At 62.6% G+C, this 22,699-nt stretch carries 27 protein-coding genes; 18 read left to right on the top strand and 9 right to left on the bottom strand.

Annotated elements, in window-relative coordinates:
- Nucleotides 1–22 precede the first annotated feature (22 nt).
- From WDX12_RS22940 to WDX12_RS22960, 5 genes are all read left to right on the top strand, one after another.
- Nucleotides 23–1,000, top strand: coding sequence for a sugar ABC transporter substrate-binding protein (locus WDX12_RS22940; protein WP_320296077.1), 978 nt, complete (start codon nt 23–25; stop codon nt 998–1,000).
- A 79-nt stretch (nt 1,001–1,079) separates the two neighbouring features.
- On the top strand, nt 1,080–2,057 hold the full coding sequence (locus WDX12_RS22945; RefSeq protein ID WP_434722119.1) for an ABC transporter permease: 978 nt from the start codon (nt 1,080–1,082) through the stop codon (nt 2,055–2,057).
- Between the two features lie 3 nt (nt 2,058–2,060).
- Nucleotides 2,061–2,792 carry an ATP-binding cassette domain-containing protein gene (locus tag WDX12_RS22950; protein ID WP_434722120.1) on the top strand — a complete coding sequence of 244 codons (732 nt, stop codon included), beginning with the start codon at nt 2,061–2,063 and terminating at the stop codon, nt 2,790–2,792.
- Nucleotides 2,793–2,804: 12 nt separating this feature from the next.
- Entirely contained in the window at nt 2,805–3,560 is a 756-nt protein-coding gene (locus tag WDX12_RS22955; RefSeq protein WP_434722121.1) for an SDR family oxidoreductase, read from the top strand.
- 8 nt (nt 3,561–3,568) lie between these two features.
- Nucleotides 3,569–4,420, top strand: coding sequence for an aldose 1-epimerase (locus WDX12_RS22960; RefSeq protein WP_434722122.1), 852 nt, complete (start codon nt 3,569–3,571; stop codon nt 4,418–4,420).
- Nucleotides 4,421–4,530: 110 nt separating this feature from the next.
- Here the strand turns inward: WDX12_RS22960 and dinB are convergent, their stop codons facing one another.
- The 3 genes from dinB to WDX12_RS22975 form a co-directional block, all read right to left on the bottom strand.
- A complete protein-coding gene (gene dinB / locus WDX12_RS22965) occupies nt 4,531–5,793 on the bottom strand; it encodes a DNA polymerase IV (RefSeq protein ID WP_434722123.1) in 1,263 nt (420 codons plus the stop codon).
- 334 nt (nt 5,794–6,127) lie between these two features.
- Complete coding sequence (locus WDX12_RS22970; protein WP_320296071.1) at nt 6,128–6,508, bottom strand: cupin domain-containing protein; 381 nt, start codon at nt 6,506–6,508, stop codon at nt 6,128–6,130.
- Nucleotides 6,509–6,771: 263 nt separating this feature from the next.
- On the bottom strand, nt 6,772–7,050 hold the full coding sequence (locus WDX12_RS22975) for a hypothetical protein (protein ID WP_434722124.1): 279 nt from the start codon (nt 7,048–7,050) through the stop codon (nt 6,772–6,774).
- A gap of 273 nt (nt 7,051–7,323) precedes the next feature.
- On the opposite strand from WDX12_RS22975, the gene WDX12_RS22980 reads away from it, so the two are divergent.
- Both WDX12_RS22980 and WDX12_RS22985 read left to right on the top strand, forming a co-directional pair.
- Complete coding sequence (locus WDX12_RS22980; RefSeq protein WP_434722125.1) at nt 7,324–7,614, top strand: polymerase; 291 nt, start codon at nt 7,324–7,326, stop codon at nt 7,612–7,614.
- Nucleotides 7,615–7,643: 29 nt separating this feature from the next.
- Nucleotides 7,644–7,880, top strand: a complete 237-nt coding sequence (locus WDX12_RS22985; RefSeq protein ID WP_320296068.1) for a hypothetical protein — start codon at nt 7,644–7,646, stop codon at nt 7,878–7,880.
- Nucleotides 7,881–7,906: 26 nt separating this feature from the next.
- Here the strand turns inward: WDX12_RS22985 and WDX12_RS22990 are convergent, their stop codons facing one another.
- A complete protein-coding gene (locus WDX12_RS22990) occupies nt 7,907–9,124 on the bottom strand; it encodes a TadE/TadG family type IV pilus assembly protein (RefSeq protein ID WP_434722126.1) in 1,218 nt (405 codons plus the stop codon).
- 350 nt (nt 9,125–9,474) lie between these two features.
- Between WDX12_RS22990 and WDX12_RS22995 the strand changes: the two genes are divergently transcribed.
- The 6 genes from WDX12_RS22995 to WDX12_RS23020 all read left to right on the top strand — a co-directional run bounded on the left by WDX12_RS22995 (nt 9,475) and on the right by WDX12_RS23020 (nt 13,541).
- The gene (locus tag WDX12_RS22995) at nt 9,475–10,668 is read left to right on the top strand and encodes a pilus assembly protein TadG-related protein (protein WP_434722127.1); all 1,194 of its coding nucleotides are present in this window, start codon (nt 9,475–9,477) and stop codon (nt 10,666–10,668) included.
- 17 nt (nt 10,669–10,685) lie between these two features.
- Nucleotides 10,686–11,114, top strand: coding sequence for a TadE/TadG family type IV pilus assembly protein (locus tag WDX12_RS23000; RefSeq protein WP_320296065.1), 429 nt, complete (start codon nt 10,686–10,688; stop codon nt 11,112–11,114).
- Nucleotides 11,115–11,232: 118 nt separating this feature from the next.
- On the top strand, nt 11,233–11,604 hold the full coding sequence (locus WDX12_RS23005; RefSeq protein WP_320327842.1) for a TadE/TadG family type IV pilus assembly protein: 372 nt from the start codon (nt 11,233–11,235) through the stop codon (nt 11,602–11,604).
- 173 nt (nt 11,605–11,777) lie between these two features.
- Nucleotides 11,778–12,065, top strand: a complete 288-nt coding sequence (locus tag WDX12_RS23010; protein ID WP_434722128.1) for a hypothetical protein — start codon at nt 11,778–11,780, stop codon at nt 12,063–12,065.
- A gap of 123 nt (nt 12,066–12,188) precedes the next feature.
- Nucleotides 12,189–12,461 (top strand): hypothetical protein, encoded by a 273-nt coding sequence (locus WDX12_RS23015; protein ID WP_434722129.1) that lies wholly within the window; start codon nt 12,189–12,191, stop codon nt 12,459–12,461.
- Nucleotides 12,462–12,785: 324 nt separating this feature from the next.
- Entirely contained in the window at nt 12,786–13,541 is a 756-nt protein-coding gene (locus WDX12_RS23020; protein ID WP_434722130.1) for a hypothetical protein, read from the top strand.
- A gap of 575 nt (nt 13,542–14,116) precedes the next feature.
- On the opposite strand, the gene WDX12_RS23025 is transcribed toward WDX12_RS23020, so the two are convergent.
- Nucleotides 14,117–14,659: a DnaJ domain-containing protein gene (locus tag WDX12_RS23025; RefSeq protein WP_434722131.1), complete on the bottom strand. Its 543-nt coding sequence runs from the start codon at nt 14,657–14,659 to the stop codon at nt 14,117–14,119.
- A 500-nt stretch (nt 14,660–15,159) separates the two neighbouring features.
- On the opposite strand from WDX12_RS23025, the gene WDX12_RS23030 reads away from it, so the two are divergent.
- Both WDX12_RS23030 and WDX12_RS23035 read left to right on the top strand, forming a co-directional pair.
- The gene (locus tag WDX12_RS23030) at nt 15,160–16,125 is read left to right on the top strand and encodes a helix-turn-helix domain-containing protein (protein ID WP_434722132.1); all 966 of its coding nucleotides are present in this window, start codon (nt 15,160–15,162) and stop codon (nt 16,123–16,125) included.
- 268 nt (nt 16,126–16,393) lie between these two features.
- Nucleotides 16,394–17,377, top strand: coding sequence for an AraC family transcriptional regulator (locus tag WDX12_RS23035; protein WP_434722133.1), 984 nt, complete (start codon nt 16,394–16,396; stop codon nt 17,375–17,377).
- A gap of 284 nt (nt 17,378–17,661) precedes the next feature.
- Here WDX12_RS23035 and WDX12_RS23040 read toward each other — a convergent pair whose 3' ends face one another.
- Nucleotides 17,662–18,477, bottom strand: coding sequence for a GGDEF domain-containing protein (locus WDX12_RS23040; RefSeq protein WP_434722134.1), 816 nt, complete (start codon nt 18,475–18,477; stop codon nt 17,662–17,664).
- A 651-nt stretch (nt 18,478–19,128) separates the two neighbouring features.
- Here WDX12_RS23040 and WDX12_RS23045 point away from each other — a divergent pair.
- A complete protein-coding gene (locus WDX12_RS23045; RefSeq protein ID WP_320296055.1) occupies nt 19,129–19,536 on the top strand; it encodes a hypothetical protein in 408 nt (135 codons plus the stop codon).
- An 81-nt stretch (nt 19,537–19,617) separates the two neighbouring features.
- On the opposite strand, the gene WDX12_RS23050 is transcribed toward WDX12_RS23045, so the two are convergent.
- Both WDX12_RS23050 and WDX12_RS23055 read right to left on the bottom strand, forming a co-directional pair.
- A complete protein-coding gene (locus tag WDX12_RS23050) occupies nt 19,618–19,965 on the bottom strand; it encodes an exopolysaccharide production repressor protein (RefSeq protein ID WP_434722135.1) in 348 nt (115 codons plus the stop codon).
- 269 nt (nt 19,966–20,234) lie between these two features.
- Complete coding sequence (locus tag WDX12_RS23055) at nt 20,235–21,065, bottom strand: DUF1236 domain-containing protein (protein WP_434722136.1); 831 nt, start codon at nt 21,063–21,065, stop codon at nt 20,235–20,237.
- Between the two features lie 246 nt (nt 21,066–21,311).
- On the opposite strand from WDX12_RS23055, the gene WDX12_RS23060 reads away from it, so the two are divergent.
- Complete coding sequence (locus tag WDX12_RS23060; RefSeq protein WP_434722137.1) at nt 21,312–21,611, top strand: DUF1236 domain-containing protein; 300 nt, start codon at nt 21,312–21,314, stop codon at nt 21,609–21,611.
- Between the two features lie 208 nt (nt 21,612–21,819).
- Nucleotides 21,820–22,041: a hypothetical protein gene (locus WDX12_RS23065; protein ID WP_320296050.1), complete on the top strand. Its 222-nt coding sequence runs from the start codon at nt 21,820–21,822 to the stop codon at nt 22,039–22,041.
- A 169-nt stretch (nt 22,042–22,210) separates the two neighbouring features.
- Here WDX12_RS23065 and WDX12_RS23070 read toward each other — a convergent pair whose 3' ends face one another.
- Nucleotides 22,211–22,516: a DUF982 domain-containing protein gene (locus tag WDX12_RS23070; protein ID WP_320296049.1), complete on the bottom strand. Its 306-nt coding sequence runs from the start codon at nt 22,514–22,516 to the stop codon at nt 22,211–22,213.
- Between the last annotated feature and the right edge of the window lie 183 nt (nt 22,517–22,699).

Genomic DNA, 22,699 nt, shown 5'->3' on the forward strand with positions numbered 1-22,699 from the left:
AAATCCAAAGGGAGGAACAGACATGAAGAAACTCACCGCAATGCTATTGCTCGGCGTCGCCCTGATCGGCGGCCAATCCGTGGCCCGCGCCGACGGGCTCAACATCGTCTTCACCCATCATTCGTCGGCCTCGAACACGTTCTGGCAGGCGGTGAAGAAGGGTTTTGACGATGCCTGCGCCAAAGTCGAAGCGAACTGCAACATGGTCTTCACCCAGACCGAGGGCTCGGTCGAGCAGCAGGTCGCGAACATGCGAGCAGCACTTGCCGCCAAGCCCGACGCGCTTTTGACCTCAATCGTCGACGATCACGCTCTGGATGACGTCGTCAAGGAGGCACGCGACGCCGGCGTGCTGGTGATCGCCGTCAATGTCGACGACACCGAGGGCGCCAAGGGCAATGCGCGGCAGGCCTTCGTCGGCCAGGGCTTCAAGCCGGCCGGCTATTCGCTCGCCAAGGCGATTTCCGAGAGTTTTCCGAAAGACGGTCCGATCAAGGTGCTGGTCGGCATTTCGGCGCCCGGCCAGAACTGGTCGGAAAGCCGCGGCGCCGGTGTCATGCAGTTCCTCGAGGAGTACAAGGCCGCGCATAAGGACCGCGACGTGTCGTGGGAGCGCATCGACAGCGGCACCGATCTGGCCATCACCTCCGACCGCGTCGGCGCCTATTTGAACGCCCATCCCGACACCACGGCCTATTTCGACACAGGCTTCTGGTGCGCCGGCGTGGCCCGCGTGCTGGCCGATCGAGGCGTGGCGCCGGGCAAGGTGCTGCTCGGCGGCTTCGACCTGGTGCCCGAGGTGCTGCAGCAGATGCAGAAGGGCTATGTCCAGGCGCTGGTCGACCAGCAGCCCTACATGCAGGGCTTCATGCCGGTGATGGAGGCTTATCTGAACAAGAAGATCGGCCTTGCGCCTTCGGACATCGACACCGGCCAGGGCATCGTGCGGCCAAAGGAGGCCGACAGCATCATGGCGCTGTCGGCCCAGGGGCTGAGGTAGCTCTCCAAATACCGAGACCTGCATCGGCGGCGCCGGCCGTCGCCGATGCGTCTGAATCCCGAACCACCGGAGCCTTGCGTTGAAGCGCCTGTTCAAGACCTATCTCGAAAAACCGGAGCTGGCCGGGCTGATCCTTCTGGTTCTGCTCATCGTGCTGTTCCAGGTGCGCTCGCACGGCGTGTTCCTGAATGCCGACAATCTGCGCGGCGTCCTCGGCATCCTGCCGGAGGCCGGCCTCGTCGCCATCGGCGTCACCATCCTGATGATCGGCGGCGAGTTCGACCTGTCGGTCGGGTCGGTGTTCGCGTTGATGCCGATGTCGATGGCGGTGCTGATGGTGCATGGCTGGCCGTTCCCGCTGGCGCTGCTCGCCGGACTGCTGGTCGCCGCGGCGATCGGCTTCATCAACGGCTACATCACCATCCGCTTCGCGATCCCGAGCTTCATCACCACGCTCGGCATGCTGTTCATGGCGCGCTCGCTCACCGTGGTTGTCTCCGGCGGCTTCCCGCCGCTGCTGCCCGCCGACCTGCCCAACTGGCTGTTCACCTCCTTCGTTGGGCCTGGCAACATGTTCCGCATGTCGTTCCTGTGGTTCGTGGCGGTCGCGGTGCTGACCTCGCTGATGCTGTCGCGGACCAATTTCGGCAACTGGATCAAGGCTACCGGCGGCTTCCTGCCGGCCGCGGCCTCGATGGGCATCCCGACCGCCAGGGTCAAGATCGTCTGCTTCATGCTCTGTTCGGTGCTCGCGGGTTTTGCGGGCATGCTGCAGGTGCTGCGGTTGGGCTCGCCGCTGCCTTCGATCGGCGAGGGGCTGGAGTTGCAGGCGGTCGCGGCCGCCGTCATCGGTGGCGCCTCGCTCACCGGCGGCATCGGCACGGTGATGGGCGGCATCATCGGCACGACGCTCATCCGCGTCATCGACAACGGACTTGTGCTCAGCCACGTCGACGCCAACTGGTTCAAGTTCGCCATCGGCTTCCTCACCATCTTCGCCGTCGTCGCCAATGCCTGGATGCGCAAGCGCGCCAAGGCCATCAAGATGGAGGGCTGAGCCGTGGGCGATGCGATCATCTCGGTGCGCGACCTGCACAAATGGTATTCCGGCGTACATGCGCTGAAGGGCGTCTCGCTCGATTTCCGGCGCGGCGAGGCGCTCGGCCTTGTCGGCGACAACGGCGCCGGCAAGTCGACGCTGATCAACATCCTGTCCGGCGTCCACCGCGCCGATCAGGGCGAGATCCAGGTCGAGGGCAGGGCGGTCAGCATCGCAACGCCGCGCGACGCGATGGCTCTCGGCATCGAGACCATCTACCAGTACAACTCCATGGTCCCCACCATGTCGATCGCCAGGAACCTGTTCATCGGCCGCGAGCCGACCCGCTTCTCGATCCTCGGCGTCGGCATCCTCGACCAGAAGAAGATGGCCGAGGAGAGCATTCGCGCCATCGCCAATGTCGACCTGCATCTGCGCTCTCCCGACGCGCTCGTCGGCGAGCTCTCCGGCGGTCAGCGCCAGGGCGTCGCCATCGCGCGCGCCATGCATTTCAAGTCGAAGGTGATGATCCTCGACGAGCCGACCAACCACCTCTCGGTCAAGGAGACCAACAAGGTGATCGGCTTCGTGCGCGGCTTGAAGGAGCAGGGGGTGACCGGTGTTTTCATCAGCCACAACATGCACCACGTCTTCGACTGCTGCGACCGCATCGTGGCGATGGCGCGCGGCGAGGTGGTGCTGGACAAGCGCATCGAGGATACCTCGATCGATGAAGTGCATGGCGTGCTCTAGGGAAACTTGGCAATGAAGGTGCTTAACGGTCGTAAGGTGCTGCTGACGGGCGGCCTCGGCTCGCTCGGTCGTGCCCAGGCGGCGACGCTGGCGCGGGCCGGCGCGCGTGTGCTGGTGCTCGATCGGCCCGAGGTCGAGAACGGACCGGACATCGTCGCCGGGTTGGCCGGTCAGGCCAGCGGCGACATCGCCTTCATTGGGTGCGATCTCAACCGGCTGGCCGAGGCGGAAGCGGCCGTTGCCGCGCTGGCGGCGAAGGAAAGCGGCATCGACATCCTGATCAACAACGCGGCGCTGATCATCAACCGGCCGTTCGAGGAATTCTCTCTCGCCGAGTATGAGGACCAGATCCGCGTCAACTCCTCGGCCGCCTTCGCGCTGGCGCGGGCCTGCGCTCCCGGCATGAAGGCCAAGGGCTACGGCAAGATCGTCAACTTCTGCTCGATCACGCTCAACGGCCGCTGGGACGGCTACGTGCCCTATGTCGCGTCGAAAGGCGCCATGCTCGGCCTCACCAAATCGCTGGCGCGCGAGCTCGGGCCGCATGGCATCAGGGTGAACGCCGTGTCGCCGGGCGCGGTGGTCTCGGAGGCGGAAGAGCGCGTCTTCGGCGACCGGCTGAAGGAGTACAATGACTGGATCCTCGCGAACCAGAGCCTGAAGAGGCGTATCGAGCCGGCCAACGTTGCCGACCTCGTGCTGTTCCTCGTCTCGCCAGCCTCCGACATGATCAGCGGCCAGAACATCGCCGTGGACGGCGGCTGGTGACGGCCGGCATGGCTGAGCTTCGAGACGGCCGCGCGCGGCTCGTGCTCGCGCCCGACAAGGGTGGTGCGATCGCCCGTTACGATGCGCTTGTCGGCAGCGCGCGGGTTCCGCTTTTGAGGGCAGGGGACGGCACCGGCACATCCGGTTGCCAGCTCCTCGTGCCGTGGTCGAACCGCATTTCCGGCGGGGGCTTCACCTTCGACGGCCTCTTTCATGCCATCGAGCCGAATGTGCCCGGCGAGACTTTCCCGATTCATGGCGACGGCTTCCAGAAGCCGTGGCGGCTTGCCAGCCATACCGACACCGAGGCGGAGCTGACGCTCGATGACGGCGCGATCGGTCCTTACCGCTATGCGGCGTCGGTTACCTATACGCTGCAGGACGGCGCGCTGGAGGCGCGGCTGATTGTTGAAAATCGCGCCGGCATGCGCCTGCCCTATGGCCTCGGCTTCCACCCCTGGTTTCCGCGCGTCGCCAGGACCACGCTTAAGGCGAAGGCGCAGCGCGTCTGGCTGGAGGACGAGCGCCATTTGCCGGTCGGGGTGGCGCCTGTCGCCGAGCATCCATGGTGGGATTTTTCCCAAACCTCGCTTTTGCCGGCGGGCTGGGTGAACAACGGCTTCTCCGGCTGGGATGGACACGCGACCATCGTGCAACCGGGGCGGATTTCCGTTTCGCTCACCGCCTCGCCAACGCTCGATGTCTATATCCTCTATTCGCCGTCACCCGATGCCGGCTTCTTCTGCTTCGAACCGGTCTCTCACCCTGTCGATGCGCATCACGGCGAAGGGCTGACGGTGCTGGAGCACGGGCAAGCGATGAGCGCGACGATGCAGTTGGACTGGACGGTGACCGATTGAGCGTGCCGCCGCTGGAACTGCTGATCTCCCCCCTTGCGGGGGAGATTGAACGTCGCGTCGGCTTCGCCAATTTCCAACGTCGCAAGAGGACACGCCGGAAACAGCCCCCTCTACAACTCCTTCTCCGCCAGCTCCCTGAACCCGTCCGGCACTGAGCGCGCGCCTTCGAGCGCCACCGTGCCGTAGCCGACGGCCTCCTTGCCGAAACGCTGGCGTATCTTGTCGATGGCGCGGTCGGCTCCGAATCGAGCCAGCCCCTTGCGGCTGCCGGGCCTGAGCTTCTCATCCGCCAGGCCGAGTGGCAGTTCGAGCTGCAATTCGGCATGTTCCTCCAGATGCGAGACGGAGATGGCGAGCAGCGAGATGTCCCGCTCGCCTGGATGGGCGGCCAGCACGCCGCGCACCAGTTCTTCGGCGATCTCGGCCAGCATCGCTGTCGCCTGGATCGGCTGGTCGAGCGTGATCGAGCGGCTGACCGCGCGCATGTCGGCGAACCGCACGCGAACCGTGATTGTGCGTCCGGGCCGGTCCTTGGCGCGCAACCGGCTGGCGACGCGGTCGGCCAGATGCAGCAGCGTCGGCACGAAGACGCGCGGCAGCGCCGGTTTCCTGCCCAACGCCGATTGCGCGCCGGCGGAATGTGCTCGGCGATGCGTCTCGAGTTTGCGCGGGTCGCGGTTCCAGGCAAGCGCGGCAAGTTTCTGGCCGGCGGCGTGGCCGATCAGCCGCTCCAGCGCGCCGCTGTGCGTGCGCGCCAACTGCCCGATGGTCTCGACGCCGATCTCGGCGAGCCTGGCCTTGGTCGCCGGGCCGACGCCCCACATCAGCGTGACGGGCAGGTCGTGCAGGAAGGCGAGCTCGGTGCCGGGCTCGACCACCACCAGCCCGTCTGGCTTGGCCACCTGCGATGCGATCTTGGCCAGATGTTTTGTGCGCGCCACGCCGATCGAGATCGGCAGGCCGAGCTCGGCCATCACGCGGTCGCGGATTTTTCGCGCGATCTCTTGCGGAGGACCAAAAAGATGCGTGCAGCCGGCGACATCGGCGAACGCCTCGTCGATCGAGATGCGCTCGACCAGCGGCGTGAAATCGCCGAGCACCTCGATCGCGGCGTCGCCGAGACGCTGGTACTCGGAAAAATGGCCGCCGACGAAGATGAGCTGCGGGCAGAGCTCGCGCGCCTTGCGGCCAGGCATGCCGCCGCGCACGCCGAAGACCTTGGCCTCATAGGAAGCCGCCAGCACCACGCCGCCGCCGACTGCGATCGGCTTGCCACGCAATGACGGATCGAGCAACTGCTCGACCGAGGCGTAGAAGGCGTCGAGATCGGCATGCAGGATGGTGGCGGCCGCAGCGGCGTTTGTGGCGAGCATCCCGCGGTCCATCTCCATCCGGTCCGCATTGCGGCAGCGCAGCATTAGCTGCGTCTTTCGTAAGGGATTTTAATCGGAACATAAAGAGAACAAAAGCGGTCTCTCGTCAAGTCGGCGGGGCTGTACACCAGAACAGTTGCAACCGTGCACAACCGAGACGTTTGCCGGCCGGTTGTGCGCGACGCCTCGCTCTTGAGGGGACATGGTCGCAAGCGGCCATGGGAGCCTCGCGTGTGAAGCGCGGCGGCTTTGCAACGCCCAAGAACGGCGTTCCACGCGGGGCGACCCCTCTGCCGCTTTTGGCGCCCCCGGTCTGAGGGGCGATTGCTTGCGCTTATGCCGGTTTGGCGTATTGCTCGGCGCTCAGCACCTCGATGCACTGGAACGGCTGGTTGCCTTCCACCCAGGCGTCATGGCCGGGCGGGATGGTGTAGGAACTGCCGGCCTCGAAGGTCTTTTGCGTGCCGTCGGTCATCCGCACCGTGATCGAGCCGGATACGACATAGCCGACATGCGAGACCTGGCAGCTATCGGTCTTGACCACCGGCTTGACGCATTCGGACCATTTCCAGCCCGGCTGCATGTTCATCCGCCCAAGCGTATAGCCCGGCAGCCGGACGATCTCGACACGCGTCTTGGCGGGCGCGCGGACCTCGTCGGGATTGTTGTGCGATTTGGATTCGAGCTTCGTCACCTTCACGGCAGTTTCGGCCATGGCATCCTCCCATGTGAAGCGGAGCCTGACGCGACCGTCGGCGACCGCTGGCTTATTCATACGCCTCGTTATGAGGGATTGCTAATATAATTGCCTGAAGCTGCCGCGCGGGCTGAAGCGGTCGAGGGCAAGTAACGCCTGGAGCGGCTCGACGCCATTGCAGAGGCGGAACCGCTCCAAGGGCAGCCCGCGCCTCCCAAGAACACGCGGGCCGACAGCGCGACAACCAGGGCACCTTTGACAACTGGTTGCGTTCGCCAGGGTCAGCCGCCGCTCGCGGGAGCCGGGGCAGGCGCCGGAGCAGCGGGTGCCGTCGATGGCGTCTTGGTCGGCGCCGGCGGCGTGCCGGCCTTTGGCGCCTCGATCTTGGGCGTGTCGATCTTGACGTTGACATCGGTCGATCCGCCGCCACCGCCACCGACATTGATGATGCCGGTGAAGAACAGCAGCCCGACGATCACGATGATGGCGAGAACGATTGCGACCGCGGTTCCGCCGCCGCCACCGCCGCCCGTGTTTACAACTGTAGGTCCGTCGGCCATGACTTCCTCTCCTTTCGCCGATTTCGATTGCCGGGCAACGGCACCGGGAAGCGATTGTTCCGGCCCTCGGGCGACGGTCCAGGGCCGTGTTCGGACTGAAGTCTCACTCATTGAACGCAGAGGCCCGAGGCGCCGATTTTCTAGAAACAAGAAGGGCATTATTTCATTTGGGCTAGCAAGCCGCCGGACAAAGTCCCTTCATCGGCGGTCGACGACGGGGTGCCCGCCATTCCTGCGATATGGCGGGCACTCCTCTCCCCTTTGGAAACTGTCTTGGAGCTGCTGGCCGTGCTACCCGGCAACATGATCGCGAACCTGTTTGCCGCGCTGCTTTTGGCGGGATTTGTCGTCGGCGTCTTCCTCCTGGTCGGCAGGCCCCTCTGGCCACAACGCCATGCCCAGATGGTGGTCCTTCTTCCAATCGACACCATGGCCACCGGATCGGTGCGCAAGGCCTATGTCGAGCCATGGTTGCCGGCTCGCTTCGATCTCAAGCTCGCGCCCCTCAGGCCACTCGACGAAGGCAGGCGAGGGAACCAGTCCGCGCCTTATACCGTTGATTGAGCGAAGGGATGGCGCTGGCGGAGGCCGCCATGCATAATTTCGAACTCATCGATCTTCTGTGCGTCATCGACGCATGCGCGAGCGACCGTTTCGCCGGACGTCTCGTGCCTATGTCGAAGGCCGTCGAGGAATTGCGCGTCCTGACCGGCGATTTCGTTTCGTCGGATAGGGATGCGGCCAACGCCTTGACGCAGGTCGCGCTCGAGCGCGGCTGCGCGGTGCTCTTCGACGAGCAGCCGGGCGCGGATATCGTAGGCGAGCTGTAATCCTTCCCTCAAGGGGAGATTGGCGCTCATTTCGCCAGGGTGATCATCCGTCCCGCATACACCGCGCGGTTGCCGAGCTCGGCGCTGCAGTCCGACTTTACGGCGGAGCTCCCCGTCATTGTGACAGTGTCCCCGACCAGCCGCAGGCAACTGCCCTGGGCGTTCATGTCCGAATTTCCGGCATAGGCGATAGCGGCGTCCGGAGCGTAGATGAAACCGCTCACCACCGAGCCGGACCCGCCGTTGAGCGTCAGCGCCTGCGTGTTGCCATGCGCCTGGTAGATGGTGATGCCGGCGTAGGGGCCGCCGGTCGGCGGCGACAGGTTCACCTGTTCGTTGGCGTTGATGTAGAGCTGCGAGTTCTCCATCAGGAAGATCGTCACGCCCTGGCCGCTGAGGCTGCCGTTGCCGCCTGGTTTTATAGTGACGTTGCGCATGATGTAGGTACCTGGATCAAGGGTGATCTTCCCCGACAGGGTCTTGTCGCAATAGGTGCCCGGCGAGAGCGTTATCGTCTTGCCGTTCGGCACGGGCAGGCAAAGCGTATAGGGAGGCGGAACGACGTCGGCCAGCGGATCGAACGAGGCATACTGGTTTTCCTGCGCCGCGCCGCAGGAAAGGGTGGCGCTGGGCGGCGTCAATCCTTGCGTGCCCCCGACCGTCGAGACGCAACCGGCGCTGACGATCGCCGAGCCACCTCGGTTGACGGCGTCGGCGGCGTCCGAATTGGCCGCGATCACGCAACCGCTCATCGCCACATTGGTGGAGCCCTGCAGGCTGACCGCGCTACCGGCATGCGGATCGAGCGCCAGCACGCAGGCCTGCGCGCCGGGCTTGATCTTGACCGAGGCGGAGCGCGTCGCCGGCCAGGCCGGCATGCCGGGGACGAAGGACGGTCGGCTGATGCTCGACGACAGCGAAATGAAGTAGGCGCTCGGATCGCCGCTGGCCCCGGCCTGGAAGGCGGCGACGCTGCCCGAATATTCCTGCGTGTCGGCGGTGCTCATATTGGCCGCGAAGAAGGTCTGGCCGAGTTGCTGCACGTCGCTCGCCGACATGCTCGCCTGGTATTTCGTGCCGATCGCAAGGCCGGCCGCGTCCAGCGAGTTCTGCAACTGCGCAGCGTCGTCGCTGGTGCCGACCACGTTGATGGACCCTGCCACGGCAAGCATCAGCGGCACCATGGCCACCGCGGTCGCGACCGCGAAGTTGCCGCGCCTCGAAGCCCAGAAACGTGCAAACATGGAAGTCCGCCCTCGTCGTATATACGAGAGTGATAGGCACGCTGTCTCTACGGGCGATTTCCAAAAAAGATAAAATGCAGAAAGTGCTAAAATATATGGTTTTACTGATGGTTACATCTTAAGTCTGAGTGTCTTTGGGCCTTAAGTCTTAGTGCGCGCGGCGCAAGGCGGAGGTGGCCGCCCGATGCGGTCCTAACAGCGCAAGTCGAGTGAAATAATTAGCCATTCCTTCATATGGCAATGATGACGTCATGGCTGGGATACCTTGGGTGCGCTCGGCCATGGCCTTTTCAGGTCCGTTCTTCCGAAATCTTTTTTCTCGACTGGCCCCTCGACGCTTTTGCGAAGGCATGGGCGGCAACGTCGCGACCATCTTCGCGCTCACCCTTCCGGTCGTCGTCGGCGGCGCGGGGCTGGGTGTCGAGACGTCCTACTGGTACTATTCGAGCCTGAAGCTGCAGGCGGTCGCGGACGCGGCCGCCTACGCCGGCGCGCTGGAAAAGATCCAGGGATCCGACACGACGGCGATCACCGCGGCGGCTACCTCATCGGCGGCCTCGAACGGGCTGGGCGCCGGCACCATCGTCGTCAACACGCCGCCAACCTCAGGGCCGAACACGGCCAAGAAGGCGGTGGAGGTGATCCTCAACCAGAACCTCGACCGGATGTTCACCTCCATCTTCACCCAGACGAAGGTGCCCGAACAGGCGAGGGCGGTGGCGCTGATCACCGACGCTTCAAAAGCCTGCGTGCTGGCGCTAAATCCCTCGGCCTCGCAGGCGGCGCTGTTTTCCGGCAGCACCAGCGTCAAGCTCACCGGCTGCTCGGTCATGTCGGATTCGATCGCCAATGACTCCATCAAGGTGCAGGGCTCGGCAGGGCTGCAGGCCGATTGCCTGATTACTGCCGGCGGCGTTTCGCTGAGCAATCCGGTGACCACGGTCTGCAAATCGCCGATCACTCAGGCCTTGCCTGCGTCCGATCCGTTCGGCAGCTTGCCGGCGCCCGCGGCGACCAACCCATGCAAGAGCGTCAACGGCAACAAGACGTCGCAGACACTCCAGGCCGGCACATACTGTAGCGGCATGAGCCTCAACGGCAATGTCGCGCTGTCTTCCGGTACTTATGTCGTTCAGGGCAATTTGAAGATCAACGCCGGCGCCGTCGTCACCTGCGCCGCACCCTGCACCGGCGTAACCATCTACATGGCCGGCAGCAACACCGTCAGCATGAACGGCAACGCCACCGTGACGCTGAGCGCACCGACCTCGGGCACCTATTCGGGCGTGCTGTTCTACGGCGACAGGACGGGGACTGCGGCGCAGAGCACCTTCAACGGCACCGCGGACTCGCTGTTGACCGGTGCCATCTATTTTCCCAGGCAGCAGGTCAATTATCTCGGCAATTTCTCGGGCCAGAATGGGTGCACGCAGGTCGTCGCCGACACCATCCAGTGGTCGGGCAACTCGACCATCAACCAGGACTGCTCGAGCCTTGGGATGAAGGATATCCCGGCCGCGCAGTCCGTAGCGGTCGTCGAGTGAAATCCCCGGCCCGTCGATTGATCCAGGCCATTCGCGATGAAACGGGCATCGCCGCGGTGGAACTCGCTCTGGTCTTGCCCGTCCTGTGCGCGGCGTTACTCGGTACCATGGACGGCTGGTCCTATGTCACCAGTTCGCTGTCGATGCGCGCCGGCGTGAAGACGGCCGCCAACCTCGTGATGGCTGGATCCTCCGACGACACGGCGATCCAGGCCGCCGCGCTGGCGAGCTGGGAAAACAAGCCGTCCGACGCCCAGGTCGTCATCAGTCGCATCTACCAATGCGGAACGACCGTCGTCGATGCTTCCACCCTGTGCAGCGGCCCGAAAGCGCCGTCTGTCTATGTCCAGATCCAGGCAACTGGCACCTGGACCCCGCCCTTCACCTTCGGCCCTTACCCGGACAACACCACTCTCGGCCATTTGCAGGTAGTCCGTGTTCGCTAAAGCAATTCCAGGAAAAGTGCGCAGCGGTTTTCCGTCCGGAATTGCGCCGTCATGCAAAGCAATTCCAGGAAAAGTGCGCAGCGGTTGGCCTCGGCGGTTTTGGGCATTTGCCGGCAACGTGTCGGGCGGAAGCGCCATTGAATTCGCCCTGGTCGCGCCTGTCCTGATTATGCTGTTGTTCGGTATCTTCGCCTTCGGCTGGTCGATGAACACCACCTCCAGCGTGCGCTATGCGCTGGAGGCCTCGGCGCGCTCGCTGCAGCTCAACAACACGCTGACGCAGGCCGATATCCAGGCCATCGCCACGCAGAAGCTGAAGGCGCTTGGCCTGCAGAATGTCAACGTCACCATCACTACCGATCCGGCGAGCGGCGGCTTCCGCATGGCCCATGTCAACGCCAGCTACGCCTTCGTCATCAGCTTCCCCTATTTCAGCGATTATCCGATCAACTACACGACGTCCGTGACCGTGCCGCTGGTCGGCGGCTAGAAGGGCAGGGGCAAACCGGACATGAAACCCGTCTCCTCGGGTGGTGCCGGCGGCGTACGCGCCGCCCATCCGCTCCGGCCGGTCGTGCATCATCTTAGCAATCTCTAAAGTCGCAAGCTTGACGCCAGCCAGGAATGCTAGGGATTTGCCGTCGTCCTATCAGGAGCGCAGCCATGACCTCTCTCGTCGGAAACCAGCATGGTGCCGGCATCGTGCATCATTCGAGCAAACCTCAGGCAGCGTCGGAAACCTTTCCGGGCAAGAGCGCGGAAAGCGTCGGCCACCTTGCCAAGGCCTCGGCTTCCGAGACGGGTACGGAGCCGAACGCGCAAGGAAAAGCCGCGTCCCGCATCGCCCGCATGGATCTGACCGTGCTTTCTCCAACCGGTTCGGGGGAGAGTGAGGAACCGGATACCGCGACCGACGCGCCGACGATTGCCGGTGACGTGGAAGCCGCGTGAAACGGCTTTCCGTCCGGAATTACATCAGAACCAGACGATAGGGCGGTTCGCCGTTTCAGTGGGAACGGCGCAACGCTCTAGCAGCCTTGGCTTGTCGTTTTCATCTGGCCGGGAGCGTTCGATTTGGCGCTGGTGTCCTGCTGGCCGGAGGCGGCCTGCTTCGCGCTGCCGGTCGTCTGTTGTCCCGGGGCGCAATCCTTCGCCGAGTTTGGATTGGTCGAGTTCGTCTGCGTTTGGTCCGTGCTCTGGCTGCTGGGCATCGTCGTGGATGAGGAACTCGACGAAGTGCCCGACTGCGCTGTTGCCAGCCCTCCGGAAAGAGCAAGCAAGGTGGCGACAAGAAGAATCCGTTTCATGACGACTGGTCCTTTCGGTAACGCCGCTTCGGTTGCTTAACCCCGGCGGGGCAATAGTGTTCCGATGGGCCCAAATGCTCCGGATTTGCGGGACTTTCGTGGATCTGGATAACCTTTGGGACCATGGTCTGGCGAGACAAGGGCCCTCATTGTTCCAAACGGCCCAAGGAGGCTCGGCCCTTTGTATTTTCGTTAAATTTCAATATGTTAACGCAATATTTTGCGAGAATTATTGGACAATGGTCGCGGTGCTCTCATTTCGCGACCGCAATTGCCTAAAGTTTATCCGACGCCGTTAGGAAATTCTCATAAGAGGCTGCCTAGCGGTTGGGCTCTGGTTACGATTCATCTGCGGAGAAGCACAATGACATTGCGTAAGACACTTCTGGCATCCCTTGCCATTCTGGCGCTCGCGGCGGCCCCGGCGCTCGCCGGCAACGGCCATGGCGGCGGCAATGGCGGCAGCCATGGCGGCGGCAATGGCAACGGCGGCGGCAATGCCGGCGGCAAAGGCAACAGCGGCGCCTCGCATGGCAAGTCGGCCTCGGCCCCGGGCCAGAACAAGAGCACCGACGACACGACCACCGACAACACGACGACCGCCGCCACACCGAGCATCCATTCCAAGCTCGGCCGGCTGAACTCCTTGCAGCGCAACATCAACGCGTACATGAATTCCAAGAGCAAGAAGTTCGCTGGTATCCAGGCCTATGTGACCCAGGCTGCTGCAGCCCAGAACGCGGCGGCCAAGCTTGACGCGGCGAACACCCAGCTGGCCGCCGACCAGACCAAGCTCGCCGATCTCACCCAGCAGCTCGCCGATCTCAACGCGACTAACACGACCGGCTTCTCGACCGAACAGCTGGCGGCTCTCGACGCGCAGAAAGCCGATGTTCAGAGCCAGATCGATGCTCAGAATACGGCAATCACCGCCGACAATCAGGCGATCACCGACGCGCAGGCCGCGGTTGCCGCTAACCCGGCGCCCACGGACGCCTCCTTGGATGCGGCCCTCACCGACATGGCCAACAAGCCGGTCGACGCCGACGTTACCGCTTGGGCCAAGGATACGCTGGCGGGCAAGATCGACGCCATGGCCGCGGCCACGACAACCCCATAAGGCCGGCCGAACCGACCAGAGGGTGAACGAAACGCCGCCGGGCCTCGCCCGGCGGCTTTTTTGTCCGCCATCGCCGGGCCTTCACGACCTCCGGCCGGGCGGCAACTACCCTCATTCCAACTGTCGCTCAGGGACAGTTCGATCGCCGTCATCGCCGCGAATCCTGAAGGCCGGTGCCTCCACGATCGTCCCCGTCGGATGCTGGCAAGTCGGGCCAAAAACGTCGGCACGTCAGACCTCGGTCGCCTTGTATTCGGCAATACGCAACGCCAATGTAAAGGCGCACTCCTCATCCTTGCCCGCCATGGTGCATGGCTTAGACTCCGCCGCCCCCGGCGAACCGAGCCCAGATATGGGGAGTTGAGAAGACGGCAGTCGATTCCTCAGGGATGTAGCTGTGCCTTCATCGAGCCCGCCACTGGTTCAGGCGCCAGTCGGCGGGCTTTCGATGGTCGGCATAGAGCCGTCTCACGGAAACGGCCAACCGCTCTATCTCTTTGTTTTTACGCAATTTCCGACCGAAGGCTGCGGCGAAGGCGCCGAGCCTGACCGCTCACACTTTCCCTGGAATTGCTCTAATCCGCGTGATCGAGCAGGCGGGTGGCGTCGGGGCGATCCCGGCCCCGCTTGACCCCGGCGTGATCGATGCCTTCCACGGTGATGGCGAATGTCCCGTTCTCGGTCCTGCCGATGAAGCCCTTCGACTTGAGGTACCAGAGGTGGAACTCCAGGTGCTCGCGAGGGCAGCCCGACAGGCGCTCGAGCTCGTCGTCGCCGATGCCCGGATTGTTGACGTCCCGCCGGCGCCTCACATAGAGAAGCGACAGCAGATTGGCTTGGATGACGGTATCCCTCTCCATGCCGCCGCCGTCGCGGGCTCCTTCCGTGAGCTCGTGACGAAGGCCCAGATGCTCGCGGTAAAGGATGTCGTACTGAGCCCGTTTGACCGGGTCGCGCAGTGTATTGTGGGCCTCGACGATTTCGCTGAAACGCGACTCATTGCCGGTCTCCCGATTGTCGGGATGGTAGCGCATGGCAAAGTAGCGGAAGATCCGCTCGATGGTCTCAGAATTGGCGTTCGGGCTTATTTCCAGAATTTCGTAGTAGTCAATGAACATGTAATCGTGCTTCCGAAATCACGGAAACCATTCCCCCGTCGCCAAGCATTGCTCAAATGCCGCGCGCGTGCAAGCGCCTGGCCTTGCCGCGCTCATGGCCATGCGAAGGAGATCGAAAGAGTTGGGCATGGGGGAGCGGTTCGACAGCATTTTTCCGCGCTAATTGTCTTGTGCTGCGTGTTTCGTCTGTCGAGTCTTCTAGGGGCGGGCAAAACACGAGTTAATCTGCGGCAAGTTAGGTTGCTGAGCGTGAGCTTGGATGGAGGTAACGTTGGGTGCCACCACGCGCGCTGAAGTATTTAAAGCGGTCCACCACCGGAGTGAGACGGCCGGCGGGGCGTCTCCGGCGGGGGTGTCACTGAAATGTGTCGTCGTACAATTGAAATGATATAACATCACGTTATAAAGAGGATGCGAGACGGGTTTGCCGCGATTTGCGCGGCGACGAATGAGCAATCCGAATTGGTGATGAGGAGGCTGGCGAAAGGGGTATCGTCATAGTGGAGCAGACGGATCAGCACTCGATACTTGAGCCCAATGGCGTCAATGACGCTGGTCAGCAGTTCCTGGCGTTTGGCGGCACGCGCGAATTCAGTCGTGCGCAAAGCTCGCTGCACGTCCACCCCGACGTCACTGTCGTTAAATCCAGCGAGGGATTTGGCTGGACCGACCTCTATGCCGCCATCACCGATGAGCGGCCTCATCTGGCGATCCGCAGGGCCATTCCGGACATCTGGTTCGCATCGACGCTGACGGGCATTGAGTTGCGCCGCACGGTCGGCGATGAGCAGCTCCATGGTGTGCTCTCGTCGAATCTTGTGACGATTACGCCCGCGGGCATCGCCGTGCGGGATGAGATTGCTGTGCCCGTCAATGCCCTGCACGTCTATCTCAAAGGCGATGCGATGCAGGAGGTCGCCGACGACCTGTTTGCAACGCACCGCTCGGATCGGGCGATCATACCCGCATTCGCCAGCGAGGATCGTATGCTGTTTCTTCTGTTGCACGCGATCAGGGCCGCCCTCGATGAACCGCCTCGCAGCAATCTGCTGAAGGTGGAGCTTCTTGCCAGGGTGCTTGCCTCACACGTTCTGCAGATCCACTCGACGGATGGCGTAGCGCGGACCCGGACTGCGGACAGGCTGGGATCGAACCAGCTTCGGCTTGTCGTTGACTATATCGAAGCCAATCTCTGCGGCGAAATCAGTGTCAACGAGCTGGCCGCCATCACCGGGCTCAGTCGTGAGCAGTTCTTCCGTCGCTTCAAGGCGTCGCAACGGATTTCGCCGCATCGCTATGTGATGATGGCGCGCATCGAGCGGGCAAAGGCCTGTCTTGCCGACCCGAAGCTTGAGCTTGTGTCGATCGCCTTGATGTGCGGCTTTTCGAGTCAGGCGCATTTCGGCTCCGTCTTCAAGCGCTTCATGGGAACATCTCCCGCCCGTTACAGACGCTCGATCGCATAGCCATCGGAGACAGGCCCTCGCGCGGCAAGCGCGACGCGGGGAATGATTTAGGCGTTCTAGCCGCCCGAATTCGATATTCTTGCCACGAATTTGAAAGAAATCCGGCAAATTTCCCGGTATTTGCGGGACAACATTTACCCCTGATGACGACTGGGCCCACCCTTCGGGTTCGCGGTCCGCGGCACATGTGAGCGCCTGGAGCGGCCGGGCGGCCGCGCAGGCGTTTTTTGTTCGTGCTTACCCTTAATCGGAATGATGAGGAGACGTCATGCCGGAACGGGCACTTGCCCGCTCGCGCCAGTCAGTAGTGAATTTTGAGCTGCAAGACGCGGATGGTTTAGCGGACCACATCAACCAACGTTTTTCGCCCGTCAGAATCGAACCGGTACGGCCGGCCGATCGGTTCAGCATGTCCGGGACATACGGGCAGGTCGCCGGCATCGACTTCAGCCGAGGCCGGGTCCAAGGGGAATTCAGGGTATTTCCCAAGCGCCTCTATGACGGCGTGTTCTTCATTTTTCCGACGGTGGGCAGTCTCGTCTTCCATCAGAGCCGCGAGAGTTTTGCGAGCTCGCCCACCATCGCCGTCGCTGCCGAAGGGATGGCATGCCGATCGATGGATTTCCTTTTCGACACCACCTTCTGCGGTGTGGTTATTGATCGGTCGGCGCTGGCCGTTCGGATGTCGGCACTGCTTGGCCATCCGGTCGTCGAAAAGCCGATCTTCCAGCCATCGCTGGATATGGCGTCTGGCGGCGCCAGTGCGCTGAAGTCTCTTGTGATGTGCATCACGAGCCCAGAATTCGGCCCGCAACTCAACCGAGCGAGCCTCACCGCAGAGCGGATTCGCGAAACGCTTGTCGACCTGGTGCTCGAAACGTGGCCGAACAGCTACTCGGAGATCCTACATCGACCGCCGCCGATGATCGCGCCTCAGCACGTGAAGCTCGCCGTGGATTTCATCCATGACCACGCGCATATGCTTCCGAGTGGGACGGAGCTCGCAGCCTTGTCGGGCGTCAGTCTTCGTGCGCTGCAGGCCGGCTTCCGGCGGTTTGCGGGTGCCTCAATCGGTGCGTACCAGCGTCAGATCAGGCTGGAGCGGGCGCGCGCCGATTTTCTGCGCGAGCCGGGGGCCTCGGTCGAGGATATAGCCTTGAGGTGGGGATTCACCAATGCGGGGCGCTTCAGCCGATATTTCAAGGCGGCCTATGGCGTGTTCCCGACGGAGCTGATCCGCCGACAGCGCTGATCGCCCGCCGCGAGGTCCATTGCCGAAGGCAGACGAGCAGCCGACGATTCTGAAGATCGCGACACGAATCGGAAATATCCGGACTGCCGACAGCGGTAGACTGCTTGGGCGTCGACCCCCGGCTTGGCTGACCCGGGGCCGAGGGTCGCATCGAGGGGAGCCGCCCTTCAGGTCGCCGCATCTGCGGCTCGCCCTCCTCCTGTGCGGTGGGAGCCCCTCGCCACCGCACAGGAGTCTTCTTGTGGTTGGTTGCGGTCGCGTGCTCACGAATGGCGGAGTGCGAATTACGCCACGGCACGGCGGTCTCTGCGTTCCGTGGCGTTGCGGATGGAGCTGGTTTCCGTGACCTGCACCGGATCGCGCGCTGCGGCGATATGATAGCGATCGCGGCCGGTTCTCTTGGCGTGGTAGAGCGCTTCATCAGCAAGTTTCATCGTTTGCTCGAGCGTGATTGCTGGGCAGTATTGGGCGACGCCAATGCTGATCGTGAGATTGATATCACGCCCGGCGATCACTTTTCCTGAGTGCCGCATTGCTTCGCAGAGGCGGTCAGCCTCGCACCCTGCATCGCAGCTCCTGAGCTCCGGAAGAAAGACGCCAAATTCCTCGCCGCCAAGGCGCCCCACCAAGGCTTCGGGCGGCAGGGCGGTTCTCAGAACCTGGGCGAGGCATTTGAGAGCCTCGTCTCCGACATCATGCCCGTAGGTATCGTTGACCGATTTGAAGTGGTCGGCATCGATCATCAGGAACGAGCCGCCGCTTGCGAGTTGTTCGCGCATCTGGTTCAGCAGGTAGACGCGGGAGAGCACACTCGTGAGCGGGTCGTAGCGAACGCAATTGTCGAGACGATCAATCGTCATGGTGAGGAGCCTGAGGATGCTCAGCGCGCCGATAGCGATCGGCGGTGCAATCAGCAACGGAATGACCGCTGCGAGTGAGAGGACGCCCCAGAACGCCTGCCGCGGCAGCCCGGGCACAAAGGCGAGCGCCGTTGCGACCGACACGACTGGAGCTGCTACGCAAAGGAGTGTAATGAGCGCCAGCAAACCCCAAGCGTAGCGGTTCGATGTGATACGAAAAAATGGTAGCAACTTGTCCATGCCGAAAATCTTGGAACGACGTGCATAATCCTGCGGTTTCTTAATTCTATAAATTTGTAGGTAACGAGGACCGTCTGCTCACTTTGCAGCGCGATCTGTCTGCGCGTTGCTCAACGCGTCTGATATCTGGGCGGGTTGTGACTTTTCCGCGGTTTGGATTCTCCCGCGGCGCGCTGGCAACCAGCAATTACCGATCTTAGGCGGGGTGGTCTATCGGCGCCTCATCGCGTCATGCGATGTCGAACCACAGCGAATAGCGGTTTCGCACGAACTTCAGGAAATGGCGAAGTGCGGGGTTCGTATTGTCTCTTCGCCAATATCCGGAAGTCCCGATCGTCGGTCGGCAAAGGCCTGCGCCGCTCGGCTTAGAAAACTTTGCCGCGTCAGTCCGCTATTGCGGTGGAATAGATTCCGGGCCCTGTTACGTTAGCTCCGTTTGAAATTCAGGTGGCAACCTGGATGGGGGGCGACCTCAAGCCGGCTCCCTTTTTTGGCTCGCCTCGAAGGAGGCGAGCCTTTTTTTGCCAAACGCCAACACCTCGCGGCTTTCGCCCGAAGGCCGCACCGACTTAGGTGCGCCATGGCTAATATGGGTTGCAGGATGTAGACTTCGCAGAGTCGGGTTTACAGAGGCATTGGGAGGACAACAAAATGCCACGGATATCGGAACTCTTCTTCAAGACCGCCATCATCTTTTTCCTGCTGGGCATCGCCATCGGCATCAAGATGGGCATTTCGGGCGACCATGGCGCCTTCCCGGCGCATGCGCACTTCAACCTTCTGGGCTGGGTCACCAGCGCCATCTTCGGCGGCTACTACGCGCTCAATCCAGCCAAGGCCGAGAAGCGCCTTGCCATGATCCATTACGGCCTCTACACGCTTGGCCTGGTGGTGATGTTGCCGCCGCTTTACCTGAAATACGCATACGCGATGGACGCCGTTGAGCCGATCCTGGGCATCGGTTCGCTGATCGTCGCCGCGGGCGTGCTGGTCTTTGCCGTCATGGTCTTCTCGTCGGCCGAAACGGTACGCTCGACGACGGCTGCTACAGCCCGCTGAGGATTTGCCGATCAAAGCCGAGCGGCTTTGCGCCGCTTGGCTTTTCACGCCGAGCCATGCGGCGCACTTGTCGCCTGTGGCTCAGGGTAACCTTGGAAAGAGGCGCGAGATCAGGGCCTGGATGATGCCGTCTCGCTCGAACGGGCCCGGCAGCTTGGCAGGCGAGGCGGCGCCTTCGTTCGACTTGGTCTCGTCGGTCACGCGCGTCTCACCGTGCACGAGCCATAGCACGGCCGCGAAATAACCCGCCTGCAGGATGACAGCGGCGAGCACCGTCCAGCCCAATGCCGCCCAGGCCGATCCCGTGGACGTGTATGTCCAGCCGAGGATCACCAGAAGCGTAGCCACCATTCCCACAAGAAACTGCGGAAAATACATCTGCCCAACCGAGCGTCGCGACCACATTCGGTCATCGACGATCTCGCCCATGTCTCTACCCATCTTGACCCATGCACCTTTTCCGAGTGGTCCGCAAGCTTGAACGATCAGGAGGCGGGCCCATCGCCCTTTCGTCCGGCCCTTATAGGACGACGGACGCAGGACTTCCGTTGTGACAACTGGGAATGGCGCAAGATCGTTCCCGAGGCGCAGCATTCAATGCATGCCTAATGGACAGACGTCGTCTCGCGTGTTCGGACGTCTCTGCACGCAAAAAAGGGCCCGCCACGTGGCGGGCCTTGTCCGTCATGCTGACCGGATCAGGTCAGGATCAACACGATCTTGTAGGTATCGGGGTCGACGATGACGATACGTCCGTCGGCCAGCACGAAATACTCGTAGCTCTCGTACGCAGGCACGATCTTGACGATGCGCGCCGGCAGGCGGTGCAGCCGGATCTTGTGCCGCGGTACCTCGACGCCGACCGATATGTCGAAGCTGACGTCGCGGACCGGCTCGACCTTGGTCTCGTGGATGATCTGCGTGACCTGCGTCTTCTGCTCCACCGTCACGTTGTTGATCGAGGCCGTCTTGTTCTGGTCGGTCTCGACATTGGTGTTGCCCTGGGCGTTCTGCTCGGTCTGCACCTTGGTATTGCCCTGAGCATTCTGCTCGGTGGTGGCGCCGGCCTTGCCCTGCGCCTGCTGCTTCTTCTTCAGTTGGGTATTGTCCTGGGCATTCTGCTCGGTGCTGGTTGCGGCCTTGCCCTGGGCGTTTTGCTCGGTCTGCATCTTAGTATTGCCCTGAGCATTCTGCTCGGTGGTTGCGCCGGCCTTGCCCTGTGCCTGCTGCTTCTTCTTCAGCTGGGTATTGTCTTGGGCATTCTGCTCGGTGCTGGTTGCGGCCTTGCCCTGGGCGTTTTGCTCGGTCTGCATCTTGGTATTGCCCTGAGCATTCTGCTCAGTGGTGGCGCCGGCCTTGCCCTGGGCCTTCATTTCGGTTTTCGATTTCATCTCGCCCTGGGCCTGCCCGCCGGCTTTGCCGCCCTTCTGGCAATCCGCCGTGCCGGCCGCGCAATTGTCACCGCCGCTGGGCTGCGCGGACTCGGTCTGCGCCATCGCGGCGCCGCAACCGACGCCGAGCGCGATCATGCTTGTGATCAGCAGATGTTTCATTGGATTTCTCCTCGGAAAGTTCGGTCCCTTCACTGAGAAAACCCCGCCCGAAAGGCATTGTTCCGAAATTGTCGCGCTCGGCGCAGGCGACGTTTGCGAAAATAACGGGCGTCAGGTTTTTGCAGGAACAAGGCCTGCCGGCCGGCGTTACGGACAATGCCTACCGGCTGTGAAATCGCAGGCTCAGCGTGAGAGGCAATCATCCAAACGAGGAGAACATCGATGAAACTGCATCTCACAACCGCTGCGGCGGGCCTGCTGCTCCTGACGGGTATCGGCGCCGCCGCTGCTCAGGACGTCATCATCCAGCCCGAGCAGGAAACGGTCATTCGCGAGTATGTGCATAAGCAGCCGCTGGCCTCCGTCGAGGTTCCGGGCGTGAAGCTCAGCATCGGCAGCGTCCTTCCCGACACTGTCGAGCTTCACGAAGTGCCGAACGTGAAGTACCGCTACGTTGTCGTCGACAACCGGACGGTCATCGTCGATCCCGGCACGCGCAAAATCGTCCAGGTCATCGAATAGGGATTCATTCGCCGCTGGGTAGCCTGCCGCCGCCAGCGGCAGGCTACCCAGTATTAATTCGTTACCTACTGCTAATGGAACCTTTCGCCCAGGGCAGACGTTGCCGCCTCTGTGTTCAAGTTTGCCTCATAGAGAACACAAGCATGCGCAGGATGCAGGAATTGGGCGGCGGCGAAACAGGCACCGGTTGGGGAGGAGACTGACCAACATGTCGAAACGAGAAATCGGGACATCCCGTTCGCTCGGGATGCGGGTGGCCGATCTTAAGGCCAGGATGCGGGATGCTCGCATCACCGAACATGAGATGAAGACCTTCCAGAAGGTCGCGGCAATCATGGGGGGCGGCGAGGGCTCCCTACGCATAGACGCGGACGATCTGATCGCCGCGTCTTTCGTTACCGAGGCGCTGGGCGAATCGTCGCCGAACTGACAGCGGCCCACCAGCCGAAAATCCCAGATCGATCCAGTCAGCCGGCGTGGCGGCGTTCATAGACGAACGGACGCCAGGCGGCGCCCTTCCAGGATATGGCGGCTAACCCGAAAACTTGTAGGCAAGGCCGATGCGCATGGCGTTGAGTCTGAGTGCGCCGAGGCTGGCTCTATCCAGGCACGTGTCGGTTTTGGGCGCGGCTTTCGCGCGCCCGGCTGCGCCTGATCTTGGCTTCGCGCAGCACCGCGACCGGATCGGCGCCGGTCCACTCGATCCCCGCCTTCTTCGCGAAGACCAGGAATGCCTGACGCGCCTTGTCGAGATCGATCTCGCCGGCCCGCGCGGCTTCGCAGGCGCGCAAAGCCATGCCGTAGCTCTCGCCCTGACAGGCCGATGGCCATTCCTTGAGAAAGTTCTGCATCGCGGTGAGCGAGGCGATCTCGCGCTTGAAGCCGGCGCCGACGGCGATGGTCACCGGAGCCCGAAGTTCTATGTCGCTTCTGATGGAACCTTCTCGCATAACGACGGCACCCCATGGATTTCAAAGTCTTGGGCAGTTTCAAAGCCTTCCAATGCGGAGCCGATGCGAAGGTTCCGCCAAATCAATTAGTCATCGCTGACGGAACAACACCTTGCCGGCGACGTTTGCCCCTGGAGC

Source organism: Mesorhizobium sp. RIZ17 (assembly GCF_051127865.1).
Classification (GTDB): domain Bacteria; phylum Pseudomonadota; class Alphaproteobacteria; order Rhizobiales; family Rhizobiaceae; genus Mesorhizobium; species Mesorhizobium humile.